Source organism: Halopelagius fulvigenes (genome assembly GCF_042662625.1).
GTDB lineage: Archaea > Halobacteriota > Halobacteria > Halobacteriales > Haloferacaceae > Halopelagius > Halopelagius fulvigenes.
Map to the genome: position 1 here is coordinate 234,210 of NZ_JBHSXH010000015.1, position 25,593 is coordinate 259,802.

A 25,593-nucleotide genomic window follows, 5' to 3' on the forward strand; every position below is an offset into this window, starting at 1 on the left:
CGCACCGCGTTCACAACACCACCAGAGAACCACGAGTACACCCGGTAATGGAGCACCAGCAACCCCACGCACGCGACCGACGGCGGACGTATCGACACCCGACCACGCGACACTCCCGACGGGGGGCCGCGACATGAGCGAACACGCGCCCCCCTCGCAGGACGACGACGCCGCGTCCGAGGAGTCGGCCGACCGGACGCCGGTCACCACCGGCGCGTCCTCGGTCGTCCGCGCCCTCGAAAACGCCGGCGTCGAAGCCGCGTTCGGCGTCCAGGGCGGGGCGATCATGCCCGTCTACGACGCCCTCTATAGTTCCGACATCCGGCACGTGACGATGGCGCACGAACAGGGCGCCGCCCACGCCGCCGACGCGTACGGCGTCGTCCGCGGCGACCCCGGCCTCTGTCTCGCCACGTCCGGTCCGGGCGCGACCAACCTCGTCACCGGCATCGCCGACGCCAACATGGACTCCGACGCGATGCTCGCGCTGACGGGACAGGTCCCCTCGGACATGGTCGGGTCGGACGCGTTCCAAGAGACCGACACGACGGGCGTCACCGCGCCGATAACGAAGCACAACTACTTCGCGGGCGACGCCGACAGCGTCGGCGACACCGTCGGCGAGGCGTTCGCCCTCGCCGGGCAGGGCCGCCCGGGCCCGACGCTCGTCGACCTGCCGAAGGACGTCACCCTCGGCGAGACGGACCGCGAACCCGGCCCGGCGGAGACGCCGGAGACGACGGAACCCCAGTTGGAGGCCGACCCCGACGACGTGGAGACGGCCGCGAAGGCCATCGAAGCCGCCGAGAAGCCGGTGCTTCTGTTCGGCGGCGGCGTCGTCAAGGGCAACGCCTCCGAGGAAGCCCGTTCGTTCGCCATCGACCACGGCGTCCCCGTGGTGACGACGATGCCCGGCATCGGGTCGTTCCCGGAGGATCACGACCTCTGTCTGTCGTGGGCCGGGATGCACGGAACCGGCTACGCGAACATGGCCATCACGCACACCGACCTGCTGATAGCGGTCGGGACGCGCTTCGACGACCGCCTCACCGGCGGCATCGACACGTTCGCGCCGGAGGCCGAAGTCGTCCACATCGACATCGACCCCGCGGAGATATCGAAGAACATCCACGCGGACTACCCCCTCGTGGGCGACGCGGGCCGCGTCATCGAGCAGATAGACGACGCGATGGAGCGCAGTCCGGACATCAAAGAGTGGCGCGACCAGTGTCGGACGTGGAAGTCCGAGTACCCGATGGACTACGCGACGCCGGACGACGAACCGGTGAAACCGCAGTTCGTCGTCGAGTGCCTCGACGAGGCCACCGACGACGACACCGTCGTCACGTCGGGCGTCGGCCAACACCAGATGTGGGCCGCGCAGTACTGGACGTTCACGGAGCCCCGGACGTGGGTCTCCTCGCACGGCCTCGGGACGATGGGCTACGGCCTCCCGGCCGCCATCGGCGCGCGACTCGCCGCGGACGACGACCAAGACGTCGTCTGCATCGACGGCGACGGGTCGTTCCTGATGACGATTCAGGAACTGTCCGTCGCGGTCCGCGAGGAACTCGACATCACCGTCGCCGTACTCAACAACGAGTACATCGGGATGGTCCGCCAGTGGCAGGACGCCTTCTTCGAGCGTCGCCGCATGGCGGCCGACTACGGCTGGTGCCCCGAGTTCGACAAACTCGCCGAGGCGTTCGGCGCGCGCGGATTCCGCGTGGACGAGTACGACGAAGTCGCAGAGACCATCGAGGCGGCACTCGACTACGACGGCCCCTCGGTCATCGACTTCCACATCGACCCCGCGGAGAACGTCTACCCGATGGTCGCCTCGGGCGCGCCGAACGGGAAGTTCGCGCTGACGGAGGATCAACTATGAGCTCGCAGGACTCCGATTCCGACGACTCCCCGCCGAAGCACGGACTGAAAGGGCCCGCGCCGGAGGAACGACCGCACCCGGACGGGCGGCGCAACTCCCAAGGTATCCGCATCGACCCCGAAGTCGAGGCGGAGCACGACCCCCGTCGGGCGGTCATCTCGGCGTTAGTCGAGAACGAACCGGGCGTGCTGTCGCGCATCGCGGGACTCGTCTCGCGGCGGCAGTTCAACATCGAGAGCCTCACCGTCGGCCCGACGACGGTCGACGGCCACGCCCGGATCACGATGGTCGTCGAGGAACCCGACCCCGGCATCGACCAGATAAAGAAGCAGCTCTCGAAGCTGAAGCCGGTCATCAACGCCGGCGAACTCGACGACGACGCCGTGCGGACGGAACTCGTCCTCCTGAAAGTCGAGGGCGACGAACCCGACAAGGTGCACGCCGTCACGGAGATGTACGAGGGCAAGACGCTCGACGCCGGGCCGCGGACCATCACGGTCCAACTCACCGGCGACGAGCAGAAGATAGACGACGCCATCGACGCGTTCCGCCAGTTCGGCATCATCGAGATAGCCCGGACGGGCCAGACGGCGCTGGCGCGCGGCGACCAAGCGACAGTCCCCGGAGAGAAACCCGCGACCTCCGGCGAACCGACGAAACCCACCCATACACACAAATGACTGATCTCAACACGAAGGTATACTACGACGACGACGCGGACCGCTCGCAGATCGACGACAAGACCGTAGCCATCCTCGGCTACGGCAGTCAGGGCCACGCCCACGCGCAGAACCTCGCAGAGAGCGGGGTCGACGTGGTCGTCGGCCTCCGCGAGGGGTCGTCCTCTCGCTCCGCCGCAGAGTCGGACGGCCTGCGCGTGGCCACGCCCGTCGAGGCGGCTGCCGAGGGCGACATCGTCTCCGTGCTCGTCCCTGACACCGTCCAGCCGGCGGTGTTCGAGCAGATCCGGGACAGCTTAGACGAGGGCGACACGCTCCAGTTCGCCCACGGGTTCAACATCCACTACAACCAGATTCAGCCCCCCGAGGACGTGGACGTGACGATGGTCGCCCCGAAGTCGCCGGGCCACCTCGTCCGCCGAAACTACGAGAACGACGAGGGGACGCCCGGCCTCATCGCCGTCTACCAGGACGTGACGGGCGACGCGAAGGAGGAGGCGCTGGCGTACTCGCACGCCATCGGCTGCACCCGCGCGGGCGTCATCGAGACGACGTTCCAAGAGGAGGTCGAGACCGACCTGTTCGGCGAACAGGTCGTCCTCTGCGGCGGCGTCACCTCGCTGGTGAAGCAGGGCTACGAGACGCTCGTGGACGCGGGCTACTCCCCCGAAATGGCCTACTTCGAGTGCCTGAACGAGCTCAAGCTCATCGTGGACCTGATGTACGAGGGCGGACTCGAGGAGATGTGGAACTCCGTCTCCGACACCGCCGAGTACGGCGGCCTCACGCGCGGCGACCGCGTCGTGGACGAACACGCCCGCGAGAACATGGAGGAGATCCTCGAAGAGGTCCAGAACGGCACGTTCGCCCGCGAGTGGATCGCGGAGAACCAGGCGGGCCGTCCCTCCTACACCCAACTGAAGGACGCGGAAGAGAACCACCACATCGAGGAAGTCGGTCGGCCCCTGCGCGACCTGTTCGCGTGGTCCGACGACGGAGACGAGGACGAAGAGACGGCGGAAGCACCCGCGGACGACTGACGACGATGACAGACCGAACACCGATGAAGGAGATAAGCCACGCGCACCCGGAGACGGGCGAGACGTTCGGCTACGACGTGTACCGGCGCGGACCGGCCGTGGCCGACGGTGGCGAGAACCGAGACGACGGAGACGACGCGGCGGACGAGATGTCCGACGTGGACCACACCCCCCGGAACGGCGAGGGGGCGAACGAGGTATGGAAGCGCGGCGACGGTGATGTAGATGAGTGAGGGAACGCTGTACGACAAGGTGTGGGAGGAACACACCGTCTCGGAGCTGCCGACCGGGCAGACGCAGCTGTTCGTCGGCCTCCACCTCATCCACGAGGTGACGAGTCCGCAGGCGTTCGGCATGCTGCAGGAACGCGACTTAGAGGTCGCCTACCCCCAACTCACCCACGCCACCGTCGACCACATTGTCCCGACGGCGGACCAGTCGCGGCCGTTCCGCGACGACGCCGCCGAGGAGATGATGTCCGAACTCGAACAGAACGTCCGCGACGCCGGCATCGAGTTCTCCGACCCCACCTCGGGCGAACAGGGCATCGTCCACGTCATCGGGCCCGAACAGGGACTCACCCAACCCGGGAAGACCATCGTCTGCGGCGACTCCCACACCTCGACGCACGGCGCGTTCGGCGCACTCGCGTTCGGTATCGGGACGAGCCAGATTCGCGACGTGCTGGCGACCCAGACCGTCGCGATGGAGAAGAAGGACGTCCGGAAGATAGAGGTCACCGGCGAACTCGGCGACGGCGTCGAGGCGAAGGACATCATCCTCGAAGTCATCCGCCGCCTCGGTACCGAGGGCGGCGTCGGCTACGTGTACGAGTACGCCGGCGAGGCCATCGAGAACCTCGACATGGAGGGCCGGATGAGCATCTGCAACATGTCCATCGAGGGCGGCGCGCGCGCGGGATACGTCAACCCCGACGAGACCACCTACGAGTGGCTGAAAGAGACCGACTACTTCCGAGAGAACCCCGAGAAGTTCGACGAACTGAAGCCCTACTGGGAGTCCGTACGGTCGGACGAGGACGCCGTCTACGACGACGTGGTCACAATCGACGGCTCCGAACTCGAACCCGTCGTCACGTGGGGGACGACCCCCGGGCAGGGAATCGGCATCACCGATCCGATTCCGGCCCCGGAGGACCTCCCCGCGGGCAAGCGGGACACCGCGCGACGCGCCCAAGAGCACATGCGCGTCGAACCCGGCGACACGATGGAGGGCTACCAGATAGACGTCGCCTTCCTCGGGTCGTGCACGAACGCTCGCCTCCCCGACCTGCGCCGCGCGGCGCGGGTCGTCGAGGGGCGGCAGGTTCACGAGGACGTCCGCGCGATGGTCGTCCCCGGCAGTCAGCGCGTGAAGGCCGCCGCCGAGGAGGAGGGCTTAGACGAGATATTCAAGGAAGCCGGCTTCGAGTGGCGCGGCGCGGGCTGTTCGATGTGTCTCGGCATGAACGAGGACCAACTGGAGGGCGACGAGGCGTGCGCGTCCTCCTCGAACCGCAACTTCATCGGTCGGCAGGGGTCGAAAGACGGCCGCACCGTGCTGATGAACCCCCGGATGGTGGCCGCCGCGGCCATCGAGGGGAAGGTGACCGACGTGCGCGACCTGAAGGAGGTGAAACTGGCATGACCGACGAGATACCCGAAATCGACTCCGTCTCGGGGTCCGGCGTCCCCATTCGAGGGAACGACATCGACACCGACCAGATAATCCCGGCGCGGTTCATGAAGGTCGTCACGTTCGACGGCCTCGGGGAGTTCGCGTTCTTCGACCAGCGATTCGACGAGAACGACGACCAGAAGGACCACCCGTTCAACGAACCGCAGTTCCAGGACGCCTCGGTGATGGTCGTCAACGCCAACTTCGGCTGCGGGTCCTCCCGCGAACACGCCCCCCAAGCGCTGATGCGGTGGGGCATCGACGCCATCGTCGGCGAGTCGTTCGCCGAAATCTTCGCGGGTAACTGCCTCGCACTCGGCATCCCGACGGTCACCGCGGACCACGAGACGATCACCGAACTCCAAGACTGGGTCGAGGAACACCCCGACGAGGAGATAGACGTGGACGTGGGGAACGAGACGGTCACCTACGGAGAGACGACCATCGAGGCGACGGTGGACGACGCACAGCGGAGAGCCCTCACCGAGGGCGTCTGGGACACGACGGCGCTGATGAAGTCCAACGCCGACGCCGTCGCGCAGAAGGCCGCCTCCCTGCCCTACGTCGATGACTGAGGAGATCGTCGTTATCCCCGGCGACGGCATCGGGAAGGAAGTCGTCCCGGCGGCGGTGTCAGTCCTCGAAGCGGTCGGCGACTTCGAGTTCGTCGAGGCCGACGCCGGCGACGCCGTGAAGGAGGAGACGGGCGAGGCACTGCCCGAGGAGACGTACGAGTTGGCCGCCTCCGCCGACGCCACCCTGTTCGGCGCGGCGGGCGAGACGGCCGCAGACGTCATCCTCCCCCTCCGAACCGCGGTGGACTCGTTCGTCAACGTCCGCCCGGCGAAGGCGTACCCCGGCGTGGACGCCCTGCGGCCGGAGACGGACCTGGTGTTCCTCAGAGAGAACACCGAGGGCGTCTACTCGGGCCACGAGGACCGCCTCTCGGAGGACCTCTCGACTCTGACGCGCGTCGTGACCACCTCCGCCTCGGAGCGACTCGCCGAGTTCGCCTGCGACTACGTGGCAGACCGCGAGTACGACGGGTTCTCCGTCGCGCACAAGGCGAACGTGATGCGCGAGACGGACGGTCGGTTCCGCGACGCCGTCGTCTCCGTCGCCGAGGACCGCGGCGTCGAGACGGACGAGGTGCTGATGGACGCGTTCGCCACGCGCGTCTGTCTCGACCCGACGCAGTTCGACGTGGTCGTCTGCCCGAACCTCGCGGGCGACGTGCTCTCGGACCTCGCCGCCGGTCTGGTCGGGGGCCTCGGCCTCCTGCCGTCGGCGAACATCGGGCCCGAACGCGCCCTCTTCGAACCCGTCCACGGCACCGCGCCGGACATCGCGGGCGAGGGCGTCGCCAACCCCTCGGCGACCATCGTCTCCGCCGCGATGCTGTTGGAGTATCTCGGCTACGACGGGGAGGGACGGCGGGTTCGAGACGCCGTCGAGGGCGTCCTCGCCGACGGGCCGCGAACGCCCGACTTAGGCGGCGACGCGTCCACCGAGGACGTGACGAACGCCGTCCTCGACCGTCTCGACTGACCGCCGAGCGCGGTTTTCGTTTCTGTTCCCGTTCGATTCTCGGCCGCGTCCTCGGTTCCGTTCGCCGACGGCAGTCTCGGCGCGGGACGGACCGCACTCCCGCGGAGCGCCGTGTTCGTTCGTCTTCGGTTTTCGATCGAACCGAACAGAGACGGTCGATTCTCGAACACAAACAATTAACAACGAACGGCGGTAATCCGCGTACACGACCGACGCCCATGTTACCCGCAGAGCGAAAACGGCGAATCGTGGAACTCGTTTCGGCGGACGACGGACGGTCCGTCGAGGGTCTCTCGGAGGAACTCGACTACTCGAAGGCGACCATCAGGCGCGACCTTCGGGAGTTAGAGGACCGCGGCCTCATCGAACGGTCCCACGGAGGCGCAGTCCCCGTCACCACCGTCGGACGCGAACAGACGTACGGACAGAAGGAGGTGCAGAACCTCGACGGGAAGCGAGCGATAGCGGACGGAGCGGTCTCGGAGATATCGGACGGACAGGTCGTCTTCTTCGACTCCGGGACGACGACGATGCAGGTGGCCCAGAAGGCCCCGAAGGACGGGTCCATCCTCGCGGTGACGAACTCGCCGCGTCTCGCCGTCGAACTCGGTAAGGAGGACAACGACGTGAAGTTGACCGGCGGCACCCTCCGCCGCCGGACGCGCGCCCTGGTCGGACCGACGGCGGAGTCGTTCATGGAGCGGACGAACTTCGACCTGCTGTTTCTCGGCACGAACGCCGTCGACGTGGACGGCGGCCTGACGACGCCGAACGAGGACGAAGCGCGGATGAAGCAGCTGATGGTCGAGAAGGCGTCCCGCGTCGTCCTCGTCGCGGACACGACGAAGGTCGGAAAGCGGAGCTTCGTCCAGTTCGCGGAGGTGGACGACGTGGACCTGTTCGTCACGGACGGCGACCTCCCGACCCGCGAACGCGAGGCGTTCGAGAACGAGGGGATGACGGTCCGCGAGGTGACTCCGGAGTGACCGACGACCTGGTGACGGTCACGATGAACCCGGCGGTGGACCACACCCTCCGCATCGACGAACCGCTGAAATCGGGGGCCGTCGCCCGAACGGACGACGCCCAGTTCGACGCCGGCGGCAAGGGGATCAACGTCTCGAAGTACCTCACCGCGCTCGACGTCTCCGCGCCGGCGACGGGCTTTCTCGGCGGCCCCTTCGGTCGGATGATCCGGACGCAACTCGACGACGACGGCGTCCCCAACGACTTCGTGGAGATCCCCGACCGGACGCGACTGAACACGACCGTCCTGAGTCCGGACGCCGAGTACAAGATAAACCACGACGGCCCGACGGTCGGCGAGGACGCCGTCTCGGACCTCGTCGAACGGGTCGGGACGCACGACCCGGACACCGTCGTCGTCGCCGGGAGCCTCCCCGCCGGCGTCACGACGGACGCGGTGGACAGACTCGCCCGCGCGGGCGAGTGGGACACCGCCGTCGATACGAGCGGGTCGCTCCTCACGGAACTGGACGCCGAGTACCTCGTCTGCAAGCCGAACCGCGAGGAACTGGGCGAGGCGACCGGCCGGTCGGTCGATTCCATCGAGGAGTGCGCCGCGGCGGCCGCCGAACTCCGGGAGCGAGGCTTCCGCTACGTCGTCGCGTCGCTCGGACCGGACGGTGCCCTCCTCGTCTCCGAGTCGGAGTCCGTTCACGCGCCCGCCGCGGACGCGGACGTGGTTGATACGGTCGGCGCGGGCGACGCCCTCCTCTCGGGCTTCCTCGCGGGGCTGGCCCGCGGCGAATCCGAAACCGTCGCCCTCCAGACGGGCGTGACCGTCGCCGCGCGCGTCGTCTCCGTCTCCGGCACCCGCGTGCCCGACTTCGACGGCGTGTTCGACGCTCGAAGCGGCGTAAACGTCTCTCAGACCTGACACGAGTGCTCGTTCGTGCCCTCGCACGGGACAAAACGATCAAAAACGCTCGTATCCGAAAGGGTTTTTGAATTCATTTAGTAACTATCGTGAAGGAGCAGACCATGTCCAGTAAATCAGCGGAGAACGCGTACAGGTCCTACCTGACTTCCGTCAAGGAGGACCTGATGACCGGCGTATCGTACATGATTCCGTTCGTCACCATCGGCGGTATCTTCCTCGCTCTCGGGTACGCCGTGGCGGGGGTCACCGGCACGGGCGTCGAGAACGTGTTCGACGCCACGGGGACGCTCGGGTGGTTCCTCTCCCAGATCGGGAGCGCGGGCCTCACCCTCATGGTCCCCGCACTCGGCGCGTACATCGCGTACGCCATCGCCGACCGCCCGGGCCTCGCCCCGGGCTTCGTCCTCTCGTGGATACTCCAACAGGGGGCCGTACTGAAGGCGGCGGGCGACGTCGTCGGACTGCAGGGCGGCGAGGCCGGGGCCGGCTACCTCGGCGCACTCGTCGCCGGCCTCCTCACGGGGTACGTCGCGCTCTGGATCAAGAACCGGGACGTCCCCGGGTTCGTCCAGCCGATGATGCCGGTGCTTATCGTGCCGGTACTGACGGTGGCGATCCTCGCGCCGATTCTGCTGTTCGTCGTCGGCGTTCCGGTGGCGACGGCGAACGCGGCGCTGAACGCCTTCCTCGAGGGGGCGCAGGGAGGACAGGCCGTCATCATCGGCGCTCTCCTCGGCGCGATGATGGCCTTCGACATGGGCGGTCCGGTGAACAAGGTGGCGTACCTGTTCGCCGTCGGCCTCATCGGCGAGGGCGTCTACGGGCCCATGGCCGCCGTGATGATCGGGGGGATGATCCCGCCCATCGGGCTGGCCATCTCGAACTTCATCGCCCCGCAGAAGTACGCCGCGGAGATGTACGAGAACGCCAAGTCCGGCATCGTCCTCGGCCTCTCGTTCATCACGGAGGGTGCGATTCCGTACGCCTCCGCCGACCCCCTGCGCGTCATCCCGTCCATCATCGCCGGGAGCGCCGTCGGCGGCGCGATATCGATGTCGATGAACGTCACGATGCCCGCCCCGCACGGCGGCATCTTCGTCGTCCCCCTCTCGAACAAACCGCTGATGTTCCTCGCGGCCCTCCTCATCGGGTCGCTCGTCACCGCGGTCATCGCCACGGTCATCAAGCCCGACTTCGACGAACGCGTCGCGGCGGAGGGCGAAACTAGCACGGCGACGTCCAGCGACTGAGGACGAACACAACTACCTTACGAATCCCGTTCCCATATTCGAACGAAAATGCTCGAAGATGACATCGACCGACTGTTGCCGAAAGCGCACATCTCGCTCGAAGAGCCTCCGGCGTCGAAGGAGGGAGCCATCGAGTACCTCCTCGACCTCATCGTCGAGAACGGTCGCGTGACCGACCGCGAGGCGGCGCTCGAAGCCCTGCACGAACGCGAGAAGGAGGCGACCACCGGCGTCGGCATGGGTATCGGCATCCCGCACGCCAAGACCGAGGCCGTCGAGGAACCGTCCGTCGCGTTCGCTCGCTCTCAGGAGGGCATCGACTTCGACGCGATGGACGACGAGCCCGCGAAACTGCTGTTCATGATTCTCGTCCCCGCCGAGGGCGGCGAGGAACACCTCCAGATCCTCAGTTCGCTCTCGCGGGCGCTCATGCACGAGGACGTCCGCGAGAAACTGCTAGACGCCGAGAGTAAAGACACCGTCCAGAACACCGTCCGGGAGGCGGTCGAGTGATGCCCGAACGCGTCGTCACCGTCGTCCCCGAGGACGGCCTGCACGCGCGCCCGGCGTCGCTGTTCGTCGAACGGGCCAACGAGTACGACGCGACGGTCGAGGTCGGCCCCGCCGACGGCGACCTCGTGAACGCGTCGAGCATGCTCTCGGTCACCGGCCTCGGCGTCGCCGCGGGCGACGAGGTTCGCCTCGTCGCGGAGGGCGAGGACGCCGAGGCGGCACTCGACGCTCTGGAGGAGATACTTACCACGCCCGAGGACGAACTCTGAACTATGACCGAACGACGATTCGACGGCATCGGCGTGACGCCCCTCTCGGGGGTCGGAACGGTCGTCTGGTACTCGCCCGACGCGGAACTCGACGACCCGCCGGAACCCGAGGAAGTGGACACCGAGGCCGAGACGGCCCGGTTCGATGACGCCCGGACGACCGCCAGAGAGGAACTAGAGGCCGAACGCGAGCGAACCGCCGAACGCGTCGGCGAGGACGAGGCGGCGGTGTTCGACGCGCACGTCCAGTTCCTCGACGACCCGCAGATAACCGACGGCGTCGAGGAGCGAATCGGGGACGGCCTCCCGGCCGAACACGCCGTCTCCGAGACGTTCGCGGGGTTCATCGAGCAGTTCGAGGGGATGGAGGGTCGGATGGCCGAACGCGCCGACGACCTGCGCGACGTGCGCGACAGACTCGTGCGCGTCCTCTCGGGCGGCGAACGCGTGAACCTCGGCGACCTGCCGGAGGGGAGCGTCGTCCTCGCGGAGCGACTGACGCCCAGCGACACGGCGCAACTGGACCCCTCGAAGGTGGCCGGGTTCGTCACCATCGCCGGCGGCCGAACGTCGCACGCGGCCATCTTCGCCCGGTCGCTGGCGCTTCCGGCCGTCGTCGGCGTCGGCGACGAACTGCACGAGGTCGAAGACGGCACCGACGTGGTGGTGAACGGCACCGACGGCGTCGTCGTCTTCGACCCCGACGAGGAGACGCGGGAGGCCGCCGCGGGCGGCGACGACGCGGAGATCCGCGCGGACCCCGTCTCGACGGCCGACGGCACGGAGATAGAAATCGCCGCCAACGTCGGGACGCGGACGGACCTCGGCCCGGCGACGGAACGCGGCGCGGACGGCATCGGCCTCTACCGCACCGAGTTCCTCTTCCTCGACAGGGAGTCACCCCCGGACGAGGACGAACAGTACGAGGCGTACGTCGAGGCACTCGACGCGTTCCCTGACGGGCGCGTCGTCGTCCGAACGCTCGACGTGGGCGGCGACAAGCCCATCGACTACCTCGACCTGCCCGAGGAGGAGAACCCGTTCCTCGGCGAACGCGGCATCCGTCGCTCCCTCGGCCCCGACTCGGACCTGTTCGAGACGCAACTCCGCGCACTCCTGCGCGCCTGCGGGAGCGAGAACGGCGACGGGTTGGCCGTCATGCTCCCCCTCGTCGCCACCGTCGAGGAGGTTCGGGCCGCCCGCGAGAAGATGGACGAGGTGGCCGCCGACTTGGACGAGGAGGGCGCAGAGTACGCCCGTCCGGAGTTCGGCGTGATGGTCGAGACGCCCGCCGCGGCGTTCGTCGCGGACGAACTCGTCGAACACGTCGAGTTCTTCAGCATCGGTACGAACGACCTCGCGCAGTACGTGATGGCCGCCGAACGCGGCAACGAACGCGTCTCCGAACTCGGCGACTACCGCCAACCCGCGGTCCTCCGAGCCATCCGCGCGACGGTCGAAGCGACGGAGGGCGCGGACGCGTGGGTCGGCATGTGCGGCGAGATGGCGGGCGACCCCGACCTGACGGCGTTGCTCCTCGGCCTCGGACTCGACGAACTCAGCATGAGTGCGGTCACCGTCCCGCAGGTCAAGGAGGCGGTGACGAAGACGTCGCTCCCGGACGCCCGAGCACTCGCCGAGGACGCCCTCGACGCCGGCACGAAAGATGAAGTACAGAGAGTGTTAACAAACAACATCCAACGATGAAATTAGTCGCAATCACGTCCTGTCCCACCGGTATCGCACACAGCCAGATGGCCGCGGAGAACCTCGAACAGACCGCCGACAGACTCGGCCACGACATCAAAGTCGAAGTTCAAGGCGCGATGGGCGCGGAGAACGAACTCAGCAGCGAGGACGTCGCCGAGGCGGACGCGGTCATCGTCGCCTCCGACACCTCCGTCTCCCGGGACCGATTCGAGGGCAAGCCCCTCGTCAAAGGCACCGTTAAAGACGGCGTCAACGACCCCGAGGGCCTCATCGAACAGGCCGCCGAACTGGTCGAGAGCGGAGAGTCCGGAACGGTCGAACTCGACGACGCCGCGGCGGAGGGAGACGACGAGTCCCTCGCGTCCCAGGCGGAACCCGAGAAAGCGAAGGAACCGCAGGGCCAGCGTCGCGGCGGCGACCCGGAGAAGAGCCTGATCAACCGCCTGAAGAGACTCTTCTCGTAACTCCTCTTTCGACGCTCTCTTTCCTCGGCCGACGCTCTCCGGGAACTGACTATTTCCGTCCGGGTAGTCGCAGAACAAACAGTACTCGTATCGAGGCGTTCAAAACCAATCAGCGAAGACGGCCTTCTCGGTGGTTCTATCTGCCGGGCGAATCCGCGAACTGAACGCTACCGCACTATCTCCTCGGCGTTTCGGTCGAAATCGAACGGACGCGCAGAAACAGTACGCCTTCGCATACGTTATTACGTTCGCTCGTGAGGATTCGAACGAGGTGACACAGATTGCCGTTCTACGGCGGAGATGAACTCGCAAAGGTGTACGACGAGGCCCTAAACGAGGGGTTCGGCCTCGTCGCCAGCAACGTGGCCGAACCGAACGTCATGATGGGGTTGATGGAGGGCGCGGACCGGGCGGACTCGGATCTCCTCCTGCAGATGAGCGGCGGTGCGTGTACGTTCGCGGGCGACGGCGACCCGGTGGCCGGGCTGAAGGCGATGGGGAACTATATCGAGGTGATGGCCGACCGGTACGATATCGGCGTCTTCCTCAACATGGACCACCAGACGGACCTGGAGTTCATCGAGACGCAGATGGAACTCGACGTCCCCTCCTCGATAATGATAGACGCCTCCCACGAACCGTTCGAGGAGAACGTCGAGCGGAGTCGCCGCGTCGTCGAGATGGCCGAAGAGGAGGGCGCGGACGTCCTCGTCGAGGCGGAACTCGGCCAGATAAAGGGCGTCGAGGACGAAATCGAGTCCGAGGAGGCGTTCTACACGGACCCCGAACAGGCCGTCGAGTTCGTGGACCGGACCGGCTGTGACCTGCTGGCGATATCGGTCGGGACGCAACACGGCGTCGCCAAGGGGAAGGATCTCGAACTGCGGCCGGACCTCGCGGCGGACATCCGCGAGGCCCTGCGCGACCACGGCCTCGACACGCCTCTCGTCCTGCACGGGTCCTCGGGCGTCCAACCGGACCAACTCCGACAGATGCTCCAGCACGGTATCTGCAAGGTGAACAAAGACACCCGCTACCAGTACGAGTACACCCGGACGGCGTACGACCTCTACCGCGAGAGCCCCGGGGCCATCGTGCCGCCGGAGGGCGTCGAAGACGACCGGGACACGTTCTTCAACGACACCGAGTGGTCGCCGAATAAGGACGTGTTCGACCCCCGCGTCGTCGGCCGGGACATCCGCGCCCGCATCGCCGACGTCCACGCCAACTTGGCGGAAGTCGCCGGAAGCGCGGGTCGAAGCCTCCACAAGTGAGGCGTCGGCGTGCGCTCGGGGCCGCCCGGCGCCCTCGACCCGTCGGCTCTTTAGAAGTTGTCTGAAATTGATCCACTCCCCGGTGCTTAAGTCTCTCCCAGTCGATTTCTCACCTATGCCGCAGATTACCCTCGACGAAGAGACGGTGTCGCGCCTCGACAGCCTGCGGGTGGAAGACGAGGACTACGACGAGATAATAACCGAACTCATCAACATCTACGAGGCGGAGGAGATGACGCTGTTCCACGGCGGCGACGAGATCTGACCGCCGGGAGTCGAGTTCGCATCGAGGGGACGGCGCACCGCGAGAGGTGACCGACCGTCGGCGCTTCGCGTCACTCCTGATACGCGATACGGACCTGTTCCCACTTGCCGCGACTCTCGAGGTGGCTCTGCAGTTCGTCGGCGTACTCCTGCACGAGTCGCTCCGCCGCGTCCAGTCGTTCTTGGTCGCCGCCGCCGCCGCCGAGTCCGAGTGCGCCCTTTATCGAGTCGAACAGTCCGCCGCCCGAACTCCCGCCGCCGCCGGGCGACCCGCCCATCTGCGCCATCTGCGAGCGGACGTTCTCCAGTTCGGGCATTATCTGCGGCAACTTCTCCGTGTCGGCGACGATGCGCGCCTCCTCTGGGTCGGAGGCGTTCGCTATCTCGAACTCGGTCGCCGTCATGATGAGTCCCCACTCCTGTCGCGTGAACTCCGAGTTGGTGACTCGGTCGTTGAACTCCCTATCGACCGTCATCCGGTCGCCGACGATGGCGTCGGTCCAGTCAGACATGCCACGGCGTACGGATAGCAACCGTTTGAGGGTTTCCCCACCGGAACCGCCGCCCGCGGCAGGCGTCGCCGTGCGGGCACCCTTTTTCACCCCGGAGCGCAGGGAGTCAGTATGGAGCGGTACGACCTCATCTTTCGCCTCTACGCCGACTTCGACGCGGAGGCGCTTCGAGACGTGCAGGACTTCCTCGACGTGTTCCCCCCGGTGGACTCCCGGACAGCGCTGGAGTACTGGCAGGACGCGAGCGAGGAACTGGAGGACCGGAAAGACGAGATACGCGAGGCGTTCGCCGCGGGCGAGGAGTTCGCCGAGATGGCCGCCCGCGCCTCACGGGACCAGGCGTTCACCGCCTTGGACCTCCACTCGAAGTACGACCGCAGGGTGAACGCCCTCGTCTTAGACGTGGACGAGACGCTCCGGTCGGCGGGGCGGACGGACAACGAGATTCCGCGCCAGACGCTGCACCTCCTGACGCAGTTCCACGAGGCGGGCGTCCCCATCGTCATCTGCACGGGGCAGACGCTGGAGAACGTCAAGGGGTTCATGATTCAGGGCCTCGGCAACGAACTCGTCCACTCGGGCGATTTCAGCATCGTCTACGAGGCCGGGACCGGCGTGTTCACGCCCGGGCACGGGTCGCAGACGAAGAAACTCCTCTACGACGGGCTGGACCCGGAAGTCCGCGAGGTGTTCGACGAGGTTCGCTCGCGCGTCCTCCCGCAGGCCCCGGACGACCTGCGCGAGTCGGCCCATCTGCAGGGCAACGAGTTCAACGTCACGCTGAAGCCGAACTTCGACATCGGGAGCGACAGGGCCGAGGACGTCATCGACCGCGGTCTTGTCTACCTCGTGGACCTCCTCGGCCGCGCGGTGTACAACGCCGCGGACGTCGCCGACGTCGCCGACGGGGAGGCCGACCCGGAGGGGTGGGCGCGGGCGTACTACGCGGACGCCGACCCCGAGATTACGGCGGTTCTCGACGCCGAGGACGCCGCACCCGACCGCGACCCCGAGGACGTTCCGGACCCGATTCGGTCGCTCTTCGAACGCATCGACGTGGCGTACTACCACGCCGACGCGGCCGAAATCGGCTCGCTCGAACTCAACAAGACCGAGGGCGTGAAGGCCGCCCTCGACGTTCTCGACGTCACCGACCCGTTCGTCCTCGTGATGGGCGACAGCAAGTCCGACCTCCGCGTGATGCGGTGGGCCGCGGAGGAAGACGCCGGAATCTCGGCCGCGCCGGAGCACGCCTCCTCGGACGTCCTCGACCACGTCCGGAGCACCGACGAACTCGTCTACGACCGGGGCGACGCCGCCTCGATGCTCCGCATCGCGTACGTGCTGAACGTCCTCGACGAACTCTGAACCCCCTCGCCGTCCGTCGACTCGCCGGGATTCTCACGAGCGTTAGCGAGTGAGAAGTCGCCGGGGAAGTGAGCGAAGCGAACGGACCCGGCGGAATTCCGTTCCGGCCCGGCCTGTCGGAGTGCAAAGATTTACACCTTATCGAGTAAACCCGGGACTATGAGCAAAGACTACTCGGAACTCCACGACCCGAACGCGGAGTACACGATGCGGGAACTGTCCGCCGAGACGATGGGCGCCACCGCAAAAAGAGGTGGCGGCCGGGACGTCGAGATTACCGACGTCCAGACGACGATGATCGACGGCAACTTCCCGTGGACCCTCGTCCGAGTGTACACGGACGCAGGCGTCGTCGGCACCGGCGAAGCCTACTGGGGTGCCGGCGTCCCCGAACTCATCGAGCGAATGAAGCCGTTCGTCGTCGGCGAGAATCCCCTCGACATCGACCGCTTATTCGAACATCTCGTCCAGAAGATGTCCGGCGAGGGCTCCGTCGAGGGCGTCACCGTCACGGCGATTTCGGGCATCGAAATCGCACTTCACGACCTCGCGGGCAAGATTCTCGACATCCCCGCGTACCAACTGCTCGGCGGGAAGTACCGCGACAAGGTGCGCGTCTACTGCGACTGTCACACCGAACAGGAAGCCGACCCCGACGCCTGCGCCGACGAGGCCGAACGCGTCGTCGAGGAACTCGGCTACGATGCACTCAAATTCGACCTTGACGTGCCGTCGGGCTTCGAGAAGGACCGCGCGAACCGCCACCTCCGCCCCGGTGAGGTCCGCCATAAGGCCGAGATCGTCGAGAAGGTGACCGAACGCGTGAAAGACCGCGCGGACGTGGCGTTCGACTGCCACTGGACGTTCTCGGCGAACTCCGCGCAACGCCTCGCGGCCGCCATCGAGGACTACGACGTCTGGTGGTTAGAGGACCCCGTCCCGCCGGAGAACCTCGACGTTCAAGAGCAGGTCACGAAGTCCACGACGACGCCAATTACGGTGGGCGAGAACCGCTACCGCGTCACCGAGGAACGCCGTCTCATCGAGAACCAAGCGGTGGACATCATCGCGCCGGACCTGCCGAAGGTCGGCGGAATGCGCGAGACGCGGAAGATAGCGGACGTTGCCAACCAGTACTACATTCCGGTGGCGATGCACAACGTCTCGTCGCCCATCGCGACGATGGCCTCCGCACACGTCGGAACGGCCATCCCCAACTCGCTCGCGGTGGAGTACCACTCGTACGAACTCGGTTGGTGGAGCGACCTGGTGGAGGAGACGGTCATCGAGGACGGCTACATCGAGATTCCCGAGAAACCCGGCCTCGGCCTGACGCTCGACATGGACACGGTGGAAGAGCACATGGTCGCGGGTGAGACGTTGTTCGACGAAGCGTAAGCGAAGTCGGGCCAGCGAATCTTCGATTCGCGCTGTTCGACGAAGCGTAAGCGAAGTCGGGCCAGCGAATCTTCGATTCGCGCTGTTCGACGAAGCGTAAACGCCGGCTCCCGGCCGTCCGACGCCTCGCGCGTATCTTTTCGGCAACTACACCTTCATACTCCCTCGATGCGTCTATCGTTACCGAATGCCTTCCAGCGACTACATCGTGGATCACGAACTGAGCGACGACGACGAGAACGTCCACCACGTCTGGGACAACGGTATCGACCCGGCGGTGACGGTCGAACCGGGCGACGTGGTCCGCTTCGAGTGCCGCGACGCGTTGAACGGGCAGGTCGGTCCCGACGGGACTCTGGAGGACCTGATAAACGTCGACCTCGCCCCTGTCCACCCCCTCACCGGTCCCGTGCGCGTCGAGGGCGCGGAACCCGGCGACGTCCTCGCCGTCGAACTCCTCGACTTCGAGCACAAGGGGTGGGGATTCACCGGCTTTCTGCCCGGCGAGATGGGCCTCGGCCTCCTCCCGGAGGACTTCGAGGAGGGCGGCCTGCACGTCTGGGAGTTGGAGGACGACACCGCGGAGTTCGTAAACGGCATCGAGATTCCGCTGGACCCGTTCCCGGGCATCATCGGCGTTGCGCCCGGCGAGGAGGGCGAACACGACACGCTCCCGCCGCGCGACGTCGGCGGCAACGTGGACGTAAAGCACATGACGACGGGGTCGACGGTGTACCTCCCGGTGGAAGTCGAGGGGGCGTTGTTCTCGACGGGCGACTGCCACGCCGCGCAGGGCGACGGCGAGGTGTCCGTCACGGGGGTCGAAGCGCCGATGTTCGTCACCGCGCGGTTCGACGTTCTGAAGGACAAGTCCATCGAGCAACCGGAGTTGGAGACGACGGGGCCGTTCACGCCGACCGGCGCGGACGAACCGATGTACGCCACGACCGGCATCGCCGCCGACCTGATGGTGGCGACGAAGAAGGCGATACGGCACATGATAAACCACCTCGAATCCGAACGCGACCTGACGCGCGGGGAGGCGTACATCCTCTGTTCGGCCGCGGTGGACCTCAAGATAAGTCAGGTGGTGGACGCGCCCAACTGGACGGTGACGGCGTACCTCCCCGAGAGCATCTTCCCCTGACCCCTCGGCTACCCGGATCCGTCGCTCTCGCCGCGCAGACGGTCGATGATCGACCGCCCATCGGTCCGGGGGTCGGCCTCCACCACTTCGAGTTCGTCGCCGACGCTGACCGTGCCCGGAGACACAACGTCGGCGCAGATGCCGCCCCGGCCGTCGCCGAGTGCGCGGGCGACGCCCTCCTCGCCGGCGACGCGTTCGACGTGCGCGCAGGGCGGACGCGGGCGCGTCCCCCGGAACTCCGCCTCGCCGATCCGGAACGTCGTCTCCAGCAACGCGCGGAGGTCCGCGACGCTCACGACGACGTTTCGCCGGTGGCGGCCGTCCGAGAGGTCGATGCCCGTCTCCTCGCGTATCTCCTCGATGGCCGACGCCGAGACGAACGTCACCTGACAGACGTCGTACGGCGAGTAGTAGCCCGTCCCGAGGAGGTACCGGTCGCCGCGGAGTCCGCCCTCCACCGCCTCGACCGACGCGTTGGACTCCATCGGCGCGCCCTCCTCCGGACTCGTCCAGATGGCCTCGACGCGGCCGCGGACGTCCGTCATCAGCACACCGACCGCGGGTCGAACCCGAGGTTTCTGAGGGCGTCGGCGTAGTCGTCGTAGGCGAGTTGGACGGTGTACTCCGCGATCATCCGCGCGGCCTGCCGGTCGTCGTCCGTCTCGCACGTCGCTTCGAGGAGTTCGAGGCCGTCGTCCAACACCTCCTCCGTCTCGGCCTTCAGACCGCGTATCACGTCCGCCCGGCGTTCGTCCGCCTCGTTGACGAAGAAGCCGACGAGTTGGTTGTGCGTCCGAAGGCTCACCAACGGCCGCCCGACCATGCCGCCGCCGATTCGCTCTACCGTCGCCTCGCGCCCCCGCAGGTAGGCGTGCATCGGCCCCGGTTCGCCGTCGGCCTCCCACTCCCCGTCGAGTTCGTCGGTCACCCAGCGGAGGTGGTCGTCCTCCTGTTCGGCGACGGCGGCGAACGCCTCCCGGGCGTCGGCGTCGTCCTCGTCGTCGGCCCACCCTCGGAACGTCTCCCGCGCGGCGTGTTCGCTCGCCGCTGCCACGTCGAGGACGCGTTCGGGCGTCAGTTGCGCGTCGGTCAACGCGACGAGCAACTGCTGGGAGCCGAGTCGGTTCAACTCCGTCGCCTTCGACTCCTCGATCTCGCTCCGAAGTTGCGCTCCGTCCATGCGTCGAGAGACGCGTCCGCGCGCCCTGAAACTTCGGTCCGCCTCGGTCCGCGGAGCGTTCTTCCCCCTCGCCGACGTACCTCTCCGCATGACCCCCGAGGAACTCCACCGCGCGATAGAACGCGGCGGCGTAGCCGAACAGAGTTCGGCTGCCCGCCAGACGCAGTCCGGCGACGGCGTTCGCCTCCTCGACGTCCGGAACCGCGACGAGTACGAGGCGTGGCGCATCTCCGGCGAGACGGTCGATGCGACCGTCGTCCCCTACTCCCGGTTCATGGCGGCCGAGGTGCAGGGGACCGTGGACGAACTCGCCGCGGAAAACGGTATCTCCGAGGACGAGAACGTAGTCGTCGTCTGCGGACGGGGGGAGGCCAGCGACTACGTGGCGGAACTCCTCCGCGAGGCGGGGTTCGACGCCGAGAACCTCGAACGCGGCATGCGCGGGTGGGCGCGGGTGTACGACGCCCGCGAGGTAGCCACCGATGCGGGTGTGACTGTCCTCCAGTACCGCCGCCCCTCCAGCGGATGCCTCGCGTACCTCGTCGTCTCCGGCGAGGAAGCCGCAGTCGTGGACCCCCTGCGCGCCTTCGCCGACCGGTACGCCGAGGACGCCCGCGAACGCGGCGCGGAACTCCGGTACGCGATAGACACGCACGTCCACGCCGACCACGTGAGCGGCGTCCGCGACGTGGCGGACCGAACCGGCGCGGAAATCGTCCTCCCGGCGGGCGCACGGGAGAGGGGCCTCGCCTACGGCGACGACGAGTACGACGTTCGGTTCATTGCGGGGGGAGACGAGATTCGCGTCGGAGACGCGACGCTCACCGCCGTCCGCGCGCCCGGACACACCACCGAGATGACGGCGTACCGCCTCGCGGACCTGCTTCTCTCGGGCGACAGCCTGTTCGTCGAGAGCGTCGCCCGCCCCGACTTGGAGGAGGGAGACGAGGGCGCGCCCGACGCCGCGCGGCGACTCCACCGCACCCTGACGGAGACGTACGCGGCGTTCGACGACGGGGTGCGTGTCGCGCCCGGCCACTACGGGGAGGCCGCCGAACCCGCCGCGGACGGGACGTACACGGCGACGCTCGGAACGCTCCGAGACCGACTCTCGGCGCTGTCGATGGACGAGGAGGCGTTCGTCGCGCACGTCATCGAGGACGCGCCGCCGCGACCCGCGAACTACGGGGAGATAGTCGAGGCGAACCTCGGGCGGGCGTCCGTCGCGGACGACGAGGCGTTCGAGTTGGAGCTCGGGCCGAACAACTGCGCCGCGACGGCGTAGGGCGTTACTCTTCGACTCTCTCGTTCACCTGCGCGGCGACGCGTTCGCCCGGCCGCCGGAGTTCGCCGCTCTCGACTTCGTACACGTAACCCGTCACGGTCACGTCGTCGGGAATCAACTCGTGGTCTTCGAGGTACGCCACCTGCGCGGCGCACGCCTCGTCGATGTCGTCGGTCATGCGGACCCACTCGGCTATCGACGCGTCGCCGATGTCGAGTTCCGGCAGCGACGGGTCCAACTCCACGTCGTCCAACGACCCGCCGGCCTGCGCTTCCAGTCCTTCCACCACGGCGTCGTCGGGTGCGCTCATCATCCCGCAGTCGGTGTGGTTGACGACGATGATCTCCTCGGTCTCGAAGAAGTTCGTCGTCAACGCCGCGCTTCGAATCACGTCGTCCGTCACCTTCCCGCCCGCGTTGCGGTACACCTGCGCGTCGCCGAGTTCGAGGCCCAACGCCGCCTCCACGGGGATGCGTTCATCCATGCAGGCGACCACCAACAGTCGTTCGTCCGTCGGAATCCCCTTCCGTCGCCGCCGCGCCCAGTCGTCGCGTTCCTCGACGGCGGCGTCGACGCGTTCGTGAACCGCACCGTTCCCGCCTTCCCGTCCGCGTTCGTGTTCGTCAGAAGGCATGCGTGGAGGTTCGCGCGCCGACGACTCCCTCCTTCCCCTCTCGGAGACGCGTTCCCCCACCTACGACGCCGCGAGGGGCGTCTCCGCGGCGCGTAAGGGACTCACTTCGGGCGACGGGACGCGTCGACCCGTCTCGGCTAGTGAGTTAGGTGGTAACACGTGTCATTGGTGGCGGCGAAAACGACGGCTATCCGAAACGGGCGTCGGTCGGCGAGAAGGAATCGGAGAGACCCGTCAGTCGTCGTCGGCGGCCGTGGCCGAGGAGGCGGCGTCGTCCTCGATGCTCGGGGGGTAGACGCCGCGGTCGAGTTTCAGGTCGCTCTGCGGGCGCGCCATGCAGGTGAGAGCGAATCGCTCGGCCTCCTCGTCGGTCAGGCCGCGGGCGGCGGGTTGGGTCACTTCGCCCTCGACGATTTCGGCGGAACAGGCCAGACACATCCCGACGCGGCAGGAGTACTCCTGTGCGATGCCCTCCTCGATGCAGGCTTTGAGGATGGTCTGTTTGTCGGACACTTCGATGGTCTCGTCCGTCCTGACGAACTCGACGGTGTACTCAGTCATGAATTCCGGTACGAGGGACCGTGCCTAAACTCTTTATGGAGCGATTCCGTCCCCGAAAAAAGGTCTGATACCCCGCCTCAGACGGCCGTCTCGTCCTCCGTTTCGGCGGGCTGGCCGTCCATGCGGACCGTCAGGACCGGTACGTCGGAACGTCTGACGACTTTCTCGGTGACGCTCCCAAGCAGGTAGCGGTCGATTCCGGTCCGGCCGTGCGTCCCCATCACGATGAGATCGATGCCGTGGTCGTCGGCGTAGTCGAGGATGCTCTGGTGGGTGGACCCGGAGACGACGGCCGACTCCGACTCGACGCCCGCGGCGCGCGCCCGGTCCGTCACCTCCGCTATCGCCTTCTGTCCCTCTTCCTCCAAGGACTCGACGACGAGGTCGGCCCCCGTCTCGATGGAGGTGTAGACGCTCGCGTCTACCACGTACAACGCGTGGATGGTGGCGTCGTACTGCGATGCGATGTCGATGGCGTTCCGAATCGCCCCGTCCGCCGCCTCGCTTCCGTCGGTCGGAACGAGTATTCGCTCGTACATACGTGGACGTACGGGGAGAAACGGTTAGAAACTATGCCCGGATTCGACGGCGACTCCCCGCGGTTTCTCGATTCGGCTCGGCCGTCACGCCGACTCGGCGTCGCCGTCGGAGTCGTCGCCGTCGGGGTCGGCAGCGGTGTCGGAATCGTCGTCGGTCTCGCCGCGGAACGCCCACACCGCCTCCTCGCAGGCCTGCAGTCCTTCGAGTCGTTCCCGGCCGTCCAGCGAGACGGTTTCGACGACGGTCCACGTCCCGCCCTCCTCGTCGAACGCGAGTCCCTTCACCCACTCGTTGGTCGCGAGGAGGAGACTCCGCGCATCCCCGTCGCCGGACTGCGTCCGGCGGGCCGACGAGCGTTGCTCGTCGACGTCGCTCTCGACGGAGACGGCCAACTCGAACGCGTCGGCGGTGTTGAGCCCGGTGAGTTCCTTCGGCGATAGCGGCCGCGGCGGAAGCGACTCCACGAGTGTCATACCGTCGCGTCGGCCGCGCCGGGGTTTGTGCTTTGCGAACCGCGCCGCGGCGGCGTCCGCGCACCAAAAAGTTTCTACCCGGTCACGGCCGAGACTCGCGCATGTCTGGCAACACCGACGAGGGACTCTCGTCGGGCCATCAGACGCAGTCTGATGTCACCACCGGAGACGGAGGGACGCCGGCGGAGTCCGAACGGCGGTCGGAGAGCGGTCGGGACTTCCTCCTCTCCGTCGTCGCCGCTCTCGCCGTCCTCGCCGTCCTCGCTCGCCTCGTCGGTCTCGGCGCGCGCCCGTTCCACTGGGACGAGGCCCGCGTCGGCTACTGGACGCTCAGATACCTCGAAAGCGGCGCGTTCGAGTACCGCCCCGTCGCGGGCGGGCCACTCCTGTACCTCGTGGACCGCCACGTCTTCGCCCTCCTCGGCGCGTCGGACGCGACGGCGCGACTCCCCGCGGCCGTCCTCGGGGGGCTCCTCCCGCTCTGCGCCCTGCTCTTTCGGGACCGACTCGACGACGTCGAGGCGTTCGTCTTCGCCGCCGTCTTGGCGTTCAACCCACTCTTGGTCTACTACTCGCGGTTCCTCCGCGGCGACGTTCCGCTGGCGTTCTTCGCGCTGGCGTTCGTCGGGTTCGCGGTGCGCGCGTACGACCGCGGGAGTCGGCGCGACGCGTACGCCGCCGCGGCGGCGCTTCCCCTCGCAGTCGCCTCCTCGGGGTTCGCCGCGGGGTACGTCCTCTGTTGGGTCGCCGCGGGCGTCCTCGTCCTCGACCAACCGAGCGCCGTCGTAGACCGGGGAGCGTCCGCCAGAGCGACCGTCGCGGAACTCCGCGCCCGCGTCGCGGGGCGGTGGAACGCCGCCGCCCGCGCGTTCCTCGTCTTCCTCGGGGTGACCGTCTACTGCTTCGCCCCCCGCGCCGGGCCGACGGTGGACGCCGGCCTCTGGAAACCGACGACGTGGCACCTCGTCCTCTGGGAGGCGACCGGGGGGGCCCTCTGGAAGTTCTTCGGTGTTCGGGTGGCGAACCGCTACCCCGACGCCATCCACGAACTGTTCCCGTACGTCTTCGACACGTTCGATACGCTCGCTCGGACGGCGCTTCCGGTACTCGTCGCGGCCGTCGCCGCGTTCCTCTGGACGCGGTACGCCCGCGCGGACCGACGACCCCTCGTCGCGGGGTTCGCCTACTGGGGCGCGGCGGCGGCGTTCGTCTTCCCCGTCGTCACCGAGGTGTCCGCGCCCTGGGTCGCCGTCCACGTCCTCCTGCCCCTCTCGCTCCCCGGCGCGGTCGGTATCGCCGCCCTGTTGACCCGCGCCGCCGCGGCGGCGAGGGCGACTGACGCCGACGGCGCGTCGTTCGGCGGCGGACTCGCCTCGGCGGACGCGGCGACGGTGGCCGCGGTCGTTCTCGTCGTCGTCGCCGTCGTCGCGCAGGCCGGCGCGGTGACCGCCGCGGGCGTGTACGGCCCCTCGGACCGAACGAACCACCTCGCGCAGTACGGGCAACCGAGCGACGACGTCGAACCGCTGGTGGCGAACGTCTCGAAGTTCGCCGACGGGAACCGTTCGACGCCCGAGGTTCTGTACGTCGGGTCCGAGTACGCGACGGGGTGGGACCCCGGAAACGAGTTCCCGCCGGTGGCGGACTCGTGGGGCAACAGACTCCCGCTTCCGTGGTACTTCGAGCGCGCCGGGTTGGACGAGGTGAGCACGAAGAACGCGACGACGTTCGACGAACGCGCGGAACGCGGCGAGATTCCGCCGGTGGTCGTGACGAGTCCGAGTCTCCGCGAACGGGTGAGCGACCGACTCGGCGACGACTACGAGGCGCGGTCGTACCGACTCGGTCTGTGGGGCCGGGACGTCGTCGTGTTCGTCGCGCGGTCGGAGTGAGGCGGGACGACTCGGCGAGGGAGGGGCGGAGCGACGGACGACGGGAGCGCGGAAGCAAGGGCGATAGCGAAAAGAAAGCGGAAGAGAGTCAGAGCAATAGAGAGAACAGTTCGAGCGTCCGGG

Annotated in this window: 28 protein-coding genes; 21 read left to right on the top strand and 7 right to left on the bottom strand. The window is 67.5% G+C overall.

What is annotated here, in order from left to right; genetic code table 11:
* Positions 1-133: 133 nt before the first annotated feature.
* The 16 genes from ilvB (at position 134) to ACFQEV_RS11120 (ending at position 14,481) form a co-directional block, all read left to right on the top strand.
* Entirely contained in the window at positions 134-1,888 is a 1,755-nt protein-coding gene (gene ilvB / locus ACFQEV_RS11045; protein WP_379695819.1) for a biosynthetic-type acetolactate synthase large subunit, read from the top strand.
* Positions 1,885-2,568 (top strand): acetolactate synthase small subunit, encoded by a 684-nt coding sequence (gene ilvN, locus ACFQEV_RS11050; protein WP_379695821.1) that lies wholly within the window; start codon positions 1,885-1,887, stop codon positions 2,566-2,568. Before ilvB ends, ilvN begins: the two co-directional genes overlap by 4 nt.
* Positions 2,565-3,608 carry a ketol-acid reductoisomerase gene (gene ilvC / locus ACFQEV_RS11055; protein ID WP_379695824.1) on the top strand — a complete coding sequence of 348 codons (1,044 nt, stop codon included), beginning with the start codon at positions 2,565-2,567 and terminating at the stop codon, positions 3,606-3,608. Before ilvN ends, ilvC begins: the two co-directional genes overlap by 4 nt.
* A gap of 5 nt (positions 3,609-3,613) precedes the next feature.
* Positions 3,614-3,841 (top strand): hypothetical protein, encoded by a 228-nt coding sequence (locus ACFQEV_RS11060; RefSeq protein ID WP_379695826.1) that lies wholly within the window; start codon positions 3,614-3,616, stop codon positions 3,839-3,841.
* Positions 3,834-5,255 carry a 3-isopropylmalate dehydratase large subunit gene (gene leuC / locus ACFQEV_RS11065; protein WP_379695828.1) on the top strand — a complete coding sequence of 474 codons (1,422 nt, stop codon included), beginning with the start codon at positions 3,834-3,836 and terminating at the stop codon, positions 5,253-5,255. The genes ACFQEV_RS11060 and leuC overlap by 8 nt, the downstream gene beginning before the upstream one ends.
* Entirely contained in the window at positions 5,252-5,860 is a 609-nt protein-coding gene (gene leuD, locus ACFQEV_RS11070; RefSeq protein ID WP_379695830.1) for a 3-isopropylmalate dehydratase small subunit, read from the top strand. Before leuC ends, leuD begins: the two co-directional genes overlap by 4 nt.
* Complete coding sequence (gene leuB, locus ACFQEV_RS11075) at positions 5,853-6,833, top strand: 3-isopropylmalate dehydrogenase (RefSeq protein WP_379695832.1); 981 nt, start codon at positions 5,853-5,855, stop codon at positions 6,831-6,833. Before leuD ends, leuB begins: the two co-directional genes overlap by 8 nt.
* A gap of 218 nt (positions 6,834-7,051) precedes the next feature.
* Positions 7,052-7,819, top strand: coding sequence for an HTH-type transcriptional regulator GlpR (gene glpR / locus ACFQEV_RS11080; RefSeq protein ID WP_379695834.1), 768 nt, complete (start codon positions 7,052-7,054; stop codon positions 7,817-7,819).
* Entirely contained in the window at positions 7,816-8,733 is a 918-nt protein-coding gene (gene pfkB / locus ACFQEV_RS11085) for a 1-phosphofructokinase (RefSeq protein ID WP_379695836.1), read from the top strand. The genes glpR and pfkB overlap by 4 nt, the downstream gene beginning before the upstream one ends.
* Before the next feature lie 104 nt (positions 8,734-8,837).
* A complete protein-coding gene (locus ACFQEV_RS11090; protein WP_379695838.1) occupies positions 8,838-9,986 on the top strand; it encodes a PTS fructose transporter subunit IIC in 1,149 nt (382 codons plus the stop codon).
* Between the two features lie 48 nt (positions 9,987-10,034).
* On the top strand, positions 10,035-10,499 hold the full coding sequence (locus ACFQEV_RS11095; protein WP_379695840.1) for a PTS sugar transporter subunit IIA: 465 nt from the start codon (positions 10,035-10,037) through the stop codon (positions 10,497-10,499).
* On the top strand, positions 10,499-10,768 hold the full coding sequence (gene ptsH1, locus ACFQEV_RS11100; protein ID WP_379695842.1) for a phosphocarrier protein HPr: 270 nt from the start codon (positions 10,499-10,501) through the stop codon (positions 10,766-10,768). Before ACFQEV_RS11095 ends, ptsH1 begins: the two co-directional genes overlap by 1 nt.
* 3 nt (positions 10,769-10,771) lie before the next feature.
* Positions 10,772-12,475, top strand: coding sequence for a phosphoenolpyruvate--protein phosphotransferase (ptsP, locus tag ACFQEV_RS11105; RefSeq protein WP_379695844.1), 1,704 nt, complete (start codon positions 10,772-10,774; stop codon positions 12,473-12,475).
* Complete coding sequence (locus ACFQEV_RS11110) at positions 12,472-12,942, top strand: PTS fructose transporter subunit IIB (RefSeq protein WP_379695846.1); 471 nt, start codon at positions 12,472-12,474, stop codon at positions 12,940-12,942. Before ptsP ends, ACFQEV_RS11110 begins: the two co-directional genes overlap by 4 nt.
* 281 nt (positions 12,943-13,223) lie before the next feature.
* Entirely contained in the window at positions 13,224-14,216 is a 993-nt protein-coding gene (fba, locus tag ACFQEV_RS11115) for a class II fructose-bisphosphate aldolase (RefSeq protein WP_379695848.1), read from the top strand.
* 115 nt (positions 14,217-14,331) lie between these two features.
* Entirely contained in the window at positions 14,332-14,481 is a 150-nt protein-coding gene (locus tag ACFQEV_RS11120) for a DUF7557 family protein (RefSeq protein ID WP_175454402.1), read from the top strand.
* A gap of 70 nt (positions 14,482-14,551) precedes the next feature.
* Here ACFQEV_RS11120 and ACFQEV_RS11125 read toward each other — a convergent pair whose 3' ends face one another.
* The gene (locus ACFQEV_RS11125) at positions 14,552-14,992 is read right to left on the bottom strand and encodes a DUF5799 family protein (RefSeq protein WP_379695851.1); all 441 of its coding nucleotides are present in this window, start codon (positions 14,990-14,992) and stop codon (positions 14,552-14,554) included.
* 111 nt (positions 14,993-15,103) lie between these two features.
* Here ACFQEV_RS11125 and ACFQEV_RS11130 point away from each other — a divergent pair, with 111 nt between their 5' ends.
* From ACFQEV_RS11130 to ACFQEV_RS11140, 3 genes are all read left to right on the top strand, one after another.
* Positions 15,104-16,360 (top strand): HAD family hydrolase, encoded by a 1,257-nt coding sequence (locus ACFQEV_RS11130; RefSeq protein WP_379695853.1) that lies wholly within the window; start codon positions 15,104-15,106, stop codon positions 16,358-16,360.
* Between the two features lie 159 nt (positions 16,361-16,519).
* Positions 16,520-17,758 carry a mandelate racemase/muconate lactonizing enzyme family protein gene (locus tag ACFQEV_RS11135; RefSeq protein WP_379695855.1) on the top strand — a complete coding sequence of 413 codons (1,239 nt, stop codon included), beginning with the start codon at positions 16,520-16,522 and terminating at the stop codon, positions 17,756-17,758.
* A gap of 187 nt (positions 17,759-17,945) precedes the next feature.
* Positions 17,946-18,905, top strand: a complete 960-nt coding sequence (locus tag ACFQEV_RS11140) for an acetamidase/formamidase family protein (protein WP_379695857.1) — start codon at positions 17,946-17,948, stop codon at positions 18,903-18,905.
* Positions 18,906-18,913: 8 nt separating this feature from the next.
* On the opposite strand, the gene ACFQEV_RS11145 is transcribed toward ACFQEV_RS11140, so the two are convergent.
* Together ACFQEV_RS11145 and ACFQEV_RS11150 are read right to left on the bottom strand one after the other, a co-directional pair.
* Positions 18,914-19,450: an MOSC domain-containing protein gene (locus ACFQEV_RS11145; RefSeq protein ID WP_379695859.1), complete on the bottom strand. Its 537-nt coding sequence runs from the start codon at positions 19,448-19,450 to the stop codon at positions 18,914-18,916.
* Positions 19,450-20,085, bottom strand: coding sequence for a rubrerythrin family protein (locus tag ACFQEV_RS11150; RefSeq protein ID WP_379695861.1), 636 nt, complete (start codon positions 20,083-20,085; stop codon positions 19,450-19,452). The genes ACFQEV_RS11145 and ACFQEV_RS11150 overlap by 1 nt, the downstream gene beginning before the upstream one ends.
* A gap of 88 nt (positions 20,086-20,173) precedes the next feature.
* Between ACFQEV_RS11150 and ACFQEV_RS11155 the strand changes: the two genes are divergently transcribed.
* On the top strand, positions 20,174-21,370 hold the full coding sequence (locus tag ACFQEV_RS11155; RefSeq protein WP_379695863.1) for an MBL fold metallo-hydrolase: 1,197 nt from the start codon (positions 20,174-20,176) through the stop codon (positions 21,368-21,370).
* 4 nt (positions 21,371-21,374) lie between these two features.
* Here the strand turns inward: ACFQEV_RS11155 and ACFQEV_RS11160 are convergent, their stop codons facing one another.
* The 4 genes from ACFQEV_RS11160 to ACFQEV_RS11175 form a co-directional block, all read right to left on the bottom strand.
* A complete protein-coding gene (locus tag ACFQEV_RS11160; RefSeq protein ID WP_379695865.1) occupies positions 21,375-22,004 on the bottom strand; it encodes a beta-class carbonic anhydrase in 630 nt (209 codons plus the stop codon).
* Between the two features lie 234 nt (positions 22,005-22,238).
* Positions 22,239-22,565, bottom strand: coding sequence for a 2Fe-2S iron-sulfur cluster-binding protein (locus ACFQEV_RS11165; protein ID WP_379695867.1), 327 nt, complete (start codon positions 22,563-22,565; stop codon positions 22,239-22,241).
* Positions 22,566-22,642: 77 nt separating this feature from the next.
* A complete protein-coding gene (locus ACFQEV_RS11170) occupies positions 22,643-23,104 on the bottom strand; it encodes a universal stress protein (protein WP_379695869.1) in 462 nt (153 codons plus the stop codon).
* A gap of 84 nt (positions 23,105-23,188) precedes the next feature.
* Positions 23,189-23,578, bottom strand: a complete 390-nt coding sequence (locus ACFQEV_RS11175; RefSeq protein WP_379695871.1) for a DUF7964 domain-containing protein — start codon at positions 23,576-23,578, stop codon at positions 23,189-23,191.
* 101 nt (positions 23,579-23,679) lie between these two features.
* Here ACFQEV_RS11175 and ACFQEV_RS11180 point away from each other — a divergent pair, with 101 nt between their 5' ends.
* Complete coding sequence (locus ACFQEV_RS11180) at positions 23,680-25,470, top strand: flippase activity-associated protein Agl23 (protein WP_379695873.1); 1,791 nt, start codon at positions 23,680-23,682, stop codon at positions 25,468-25,470.
* Positions 25,471-25,593: the final 123 nt, after the last annotated feature.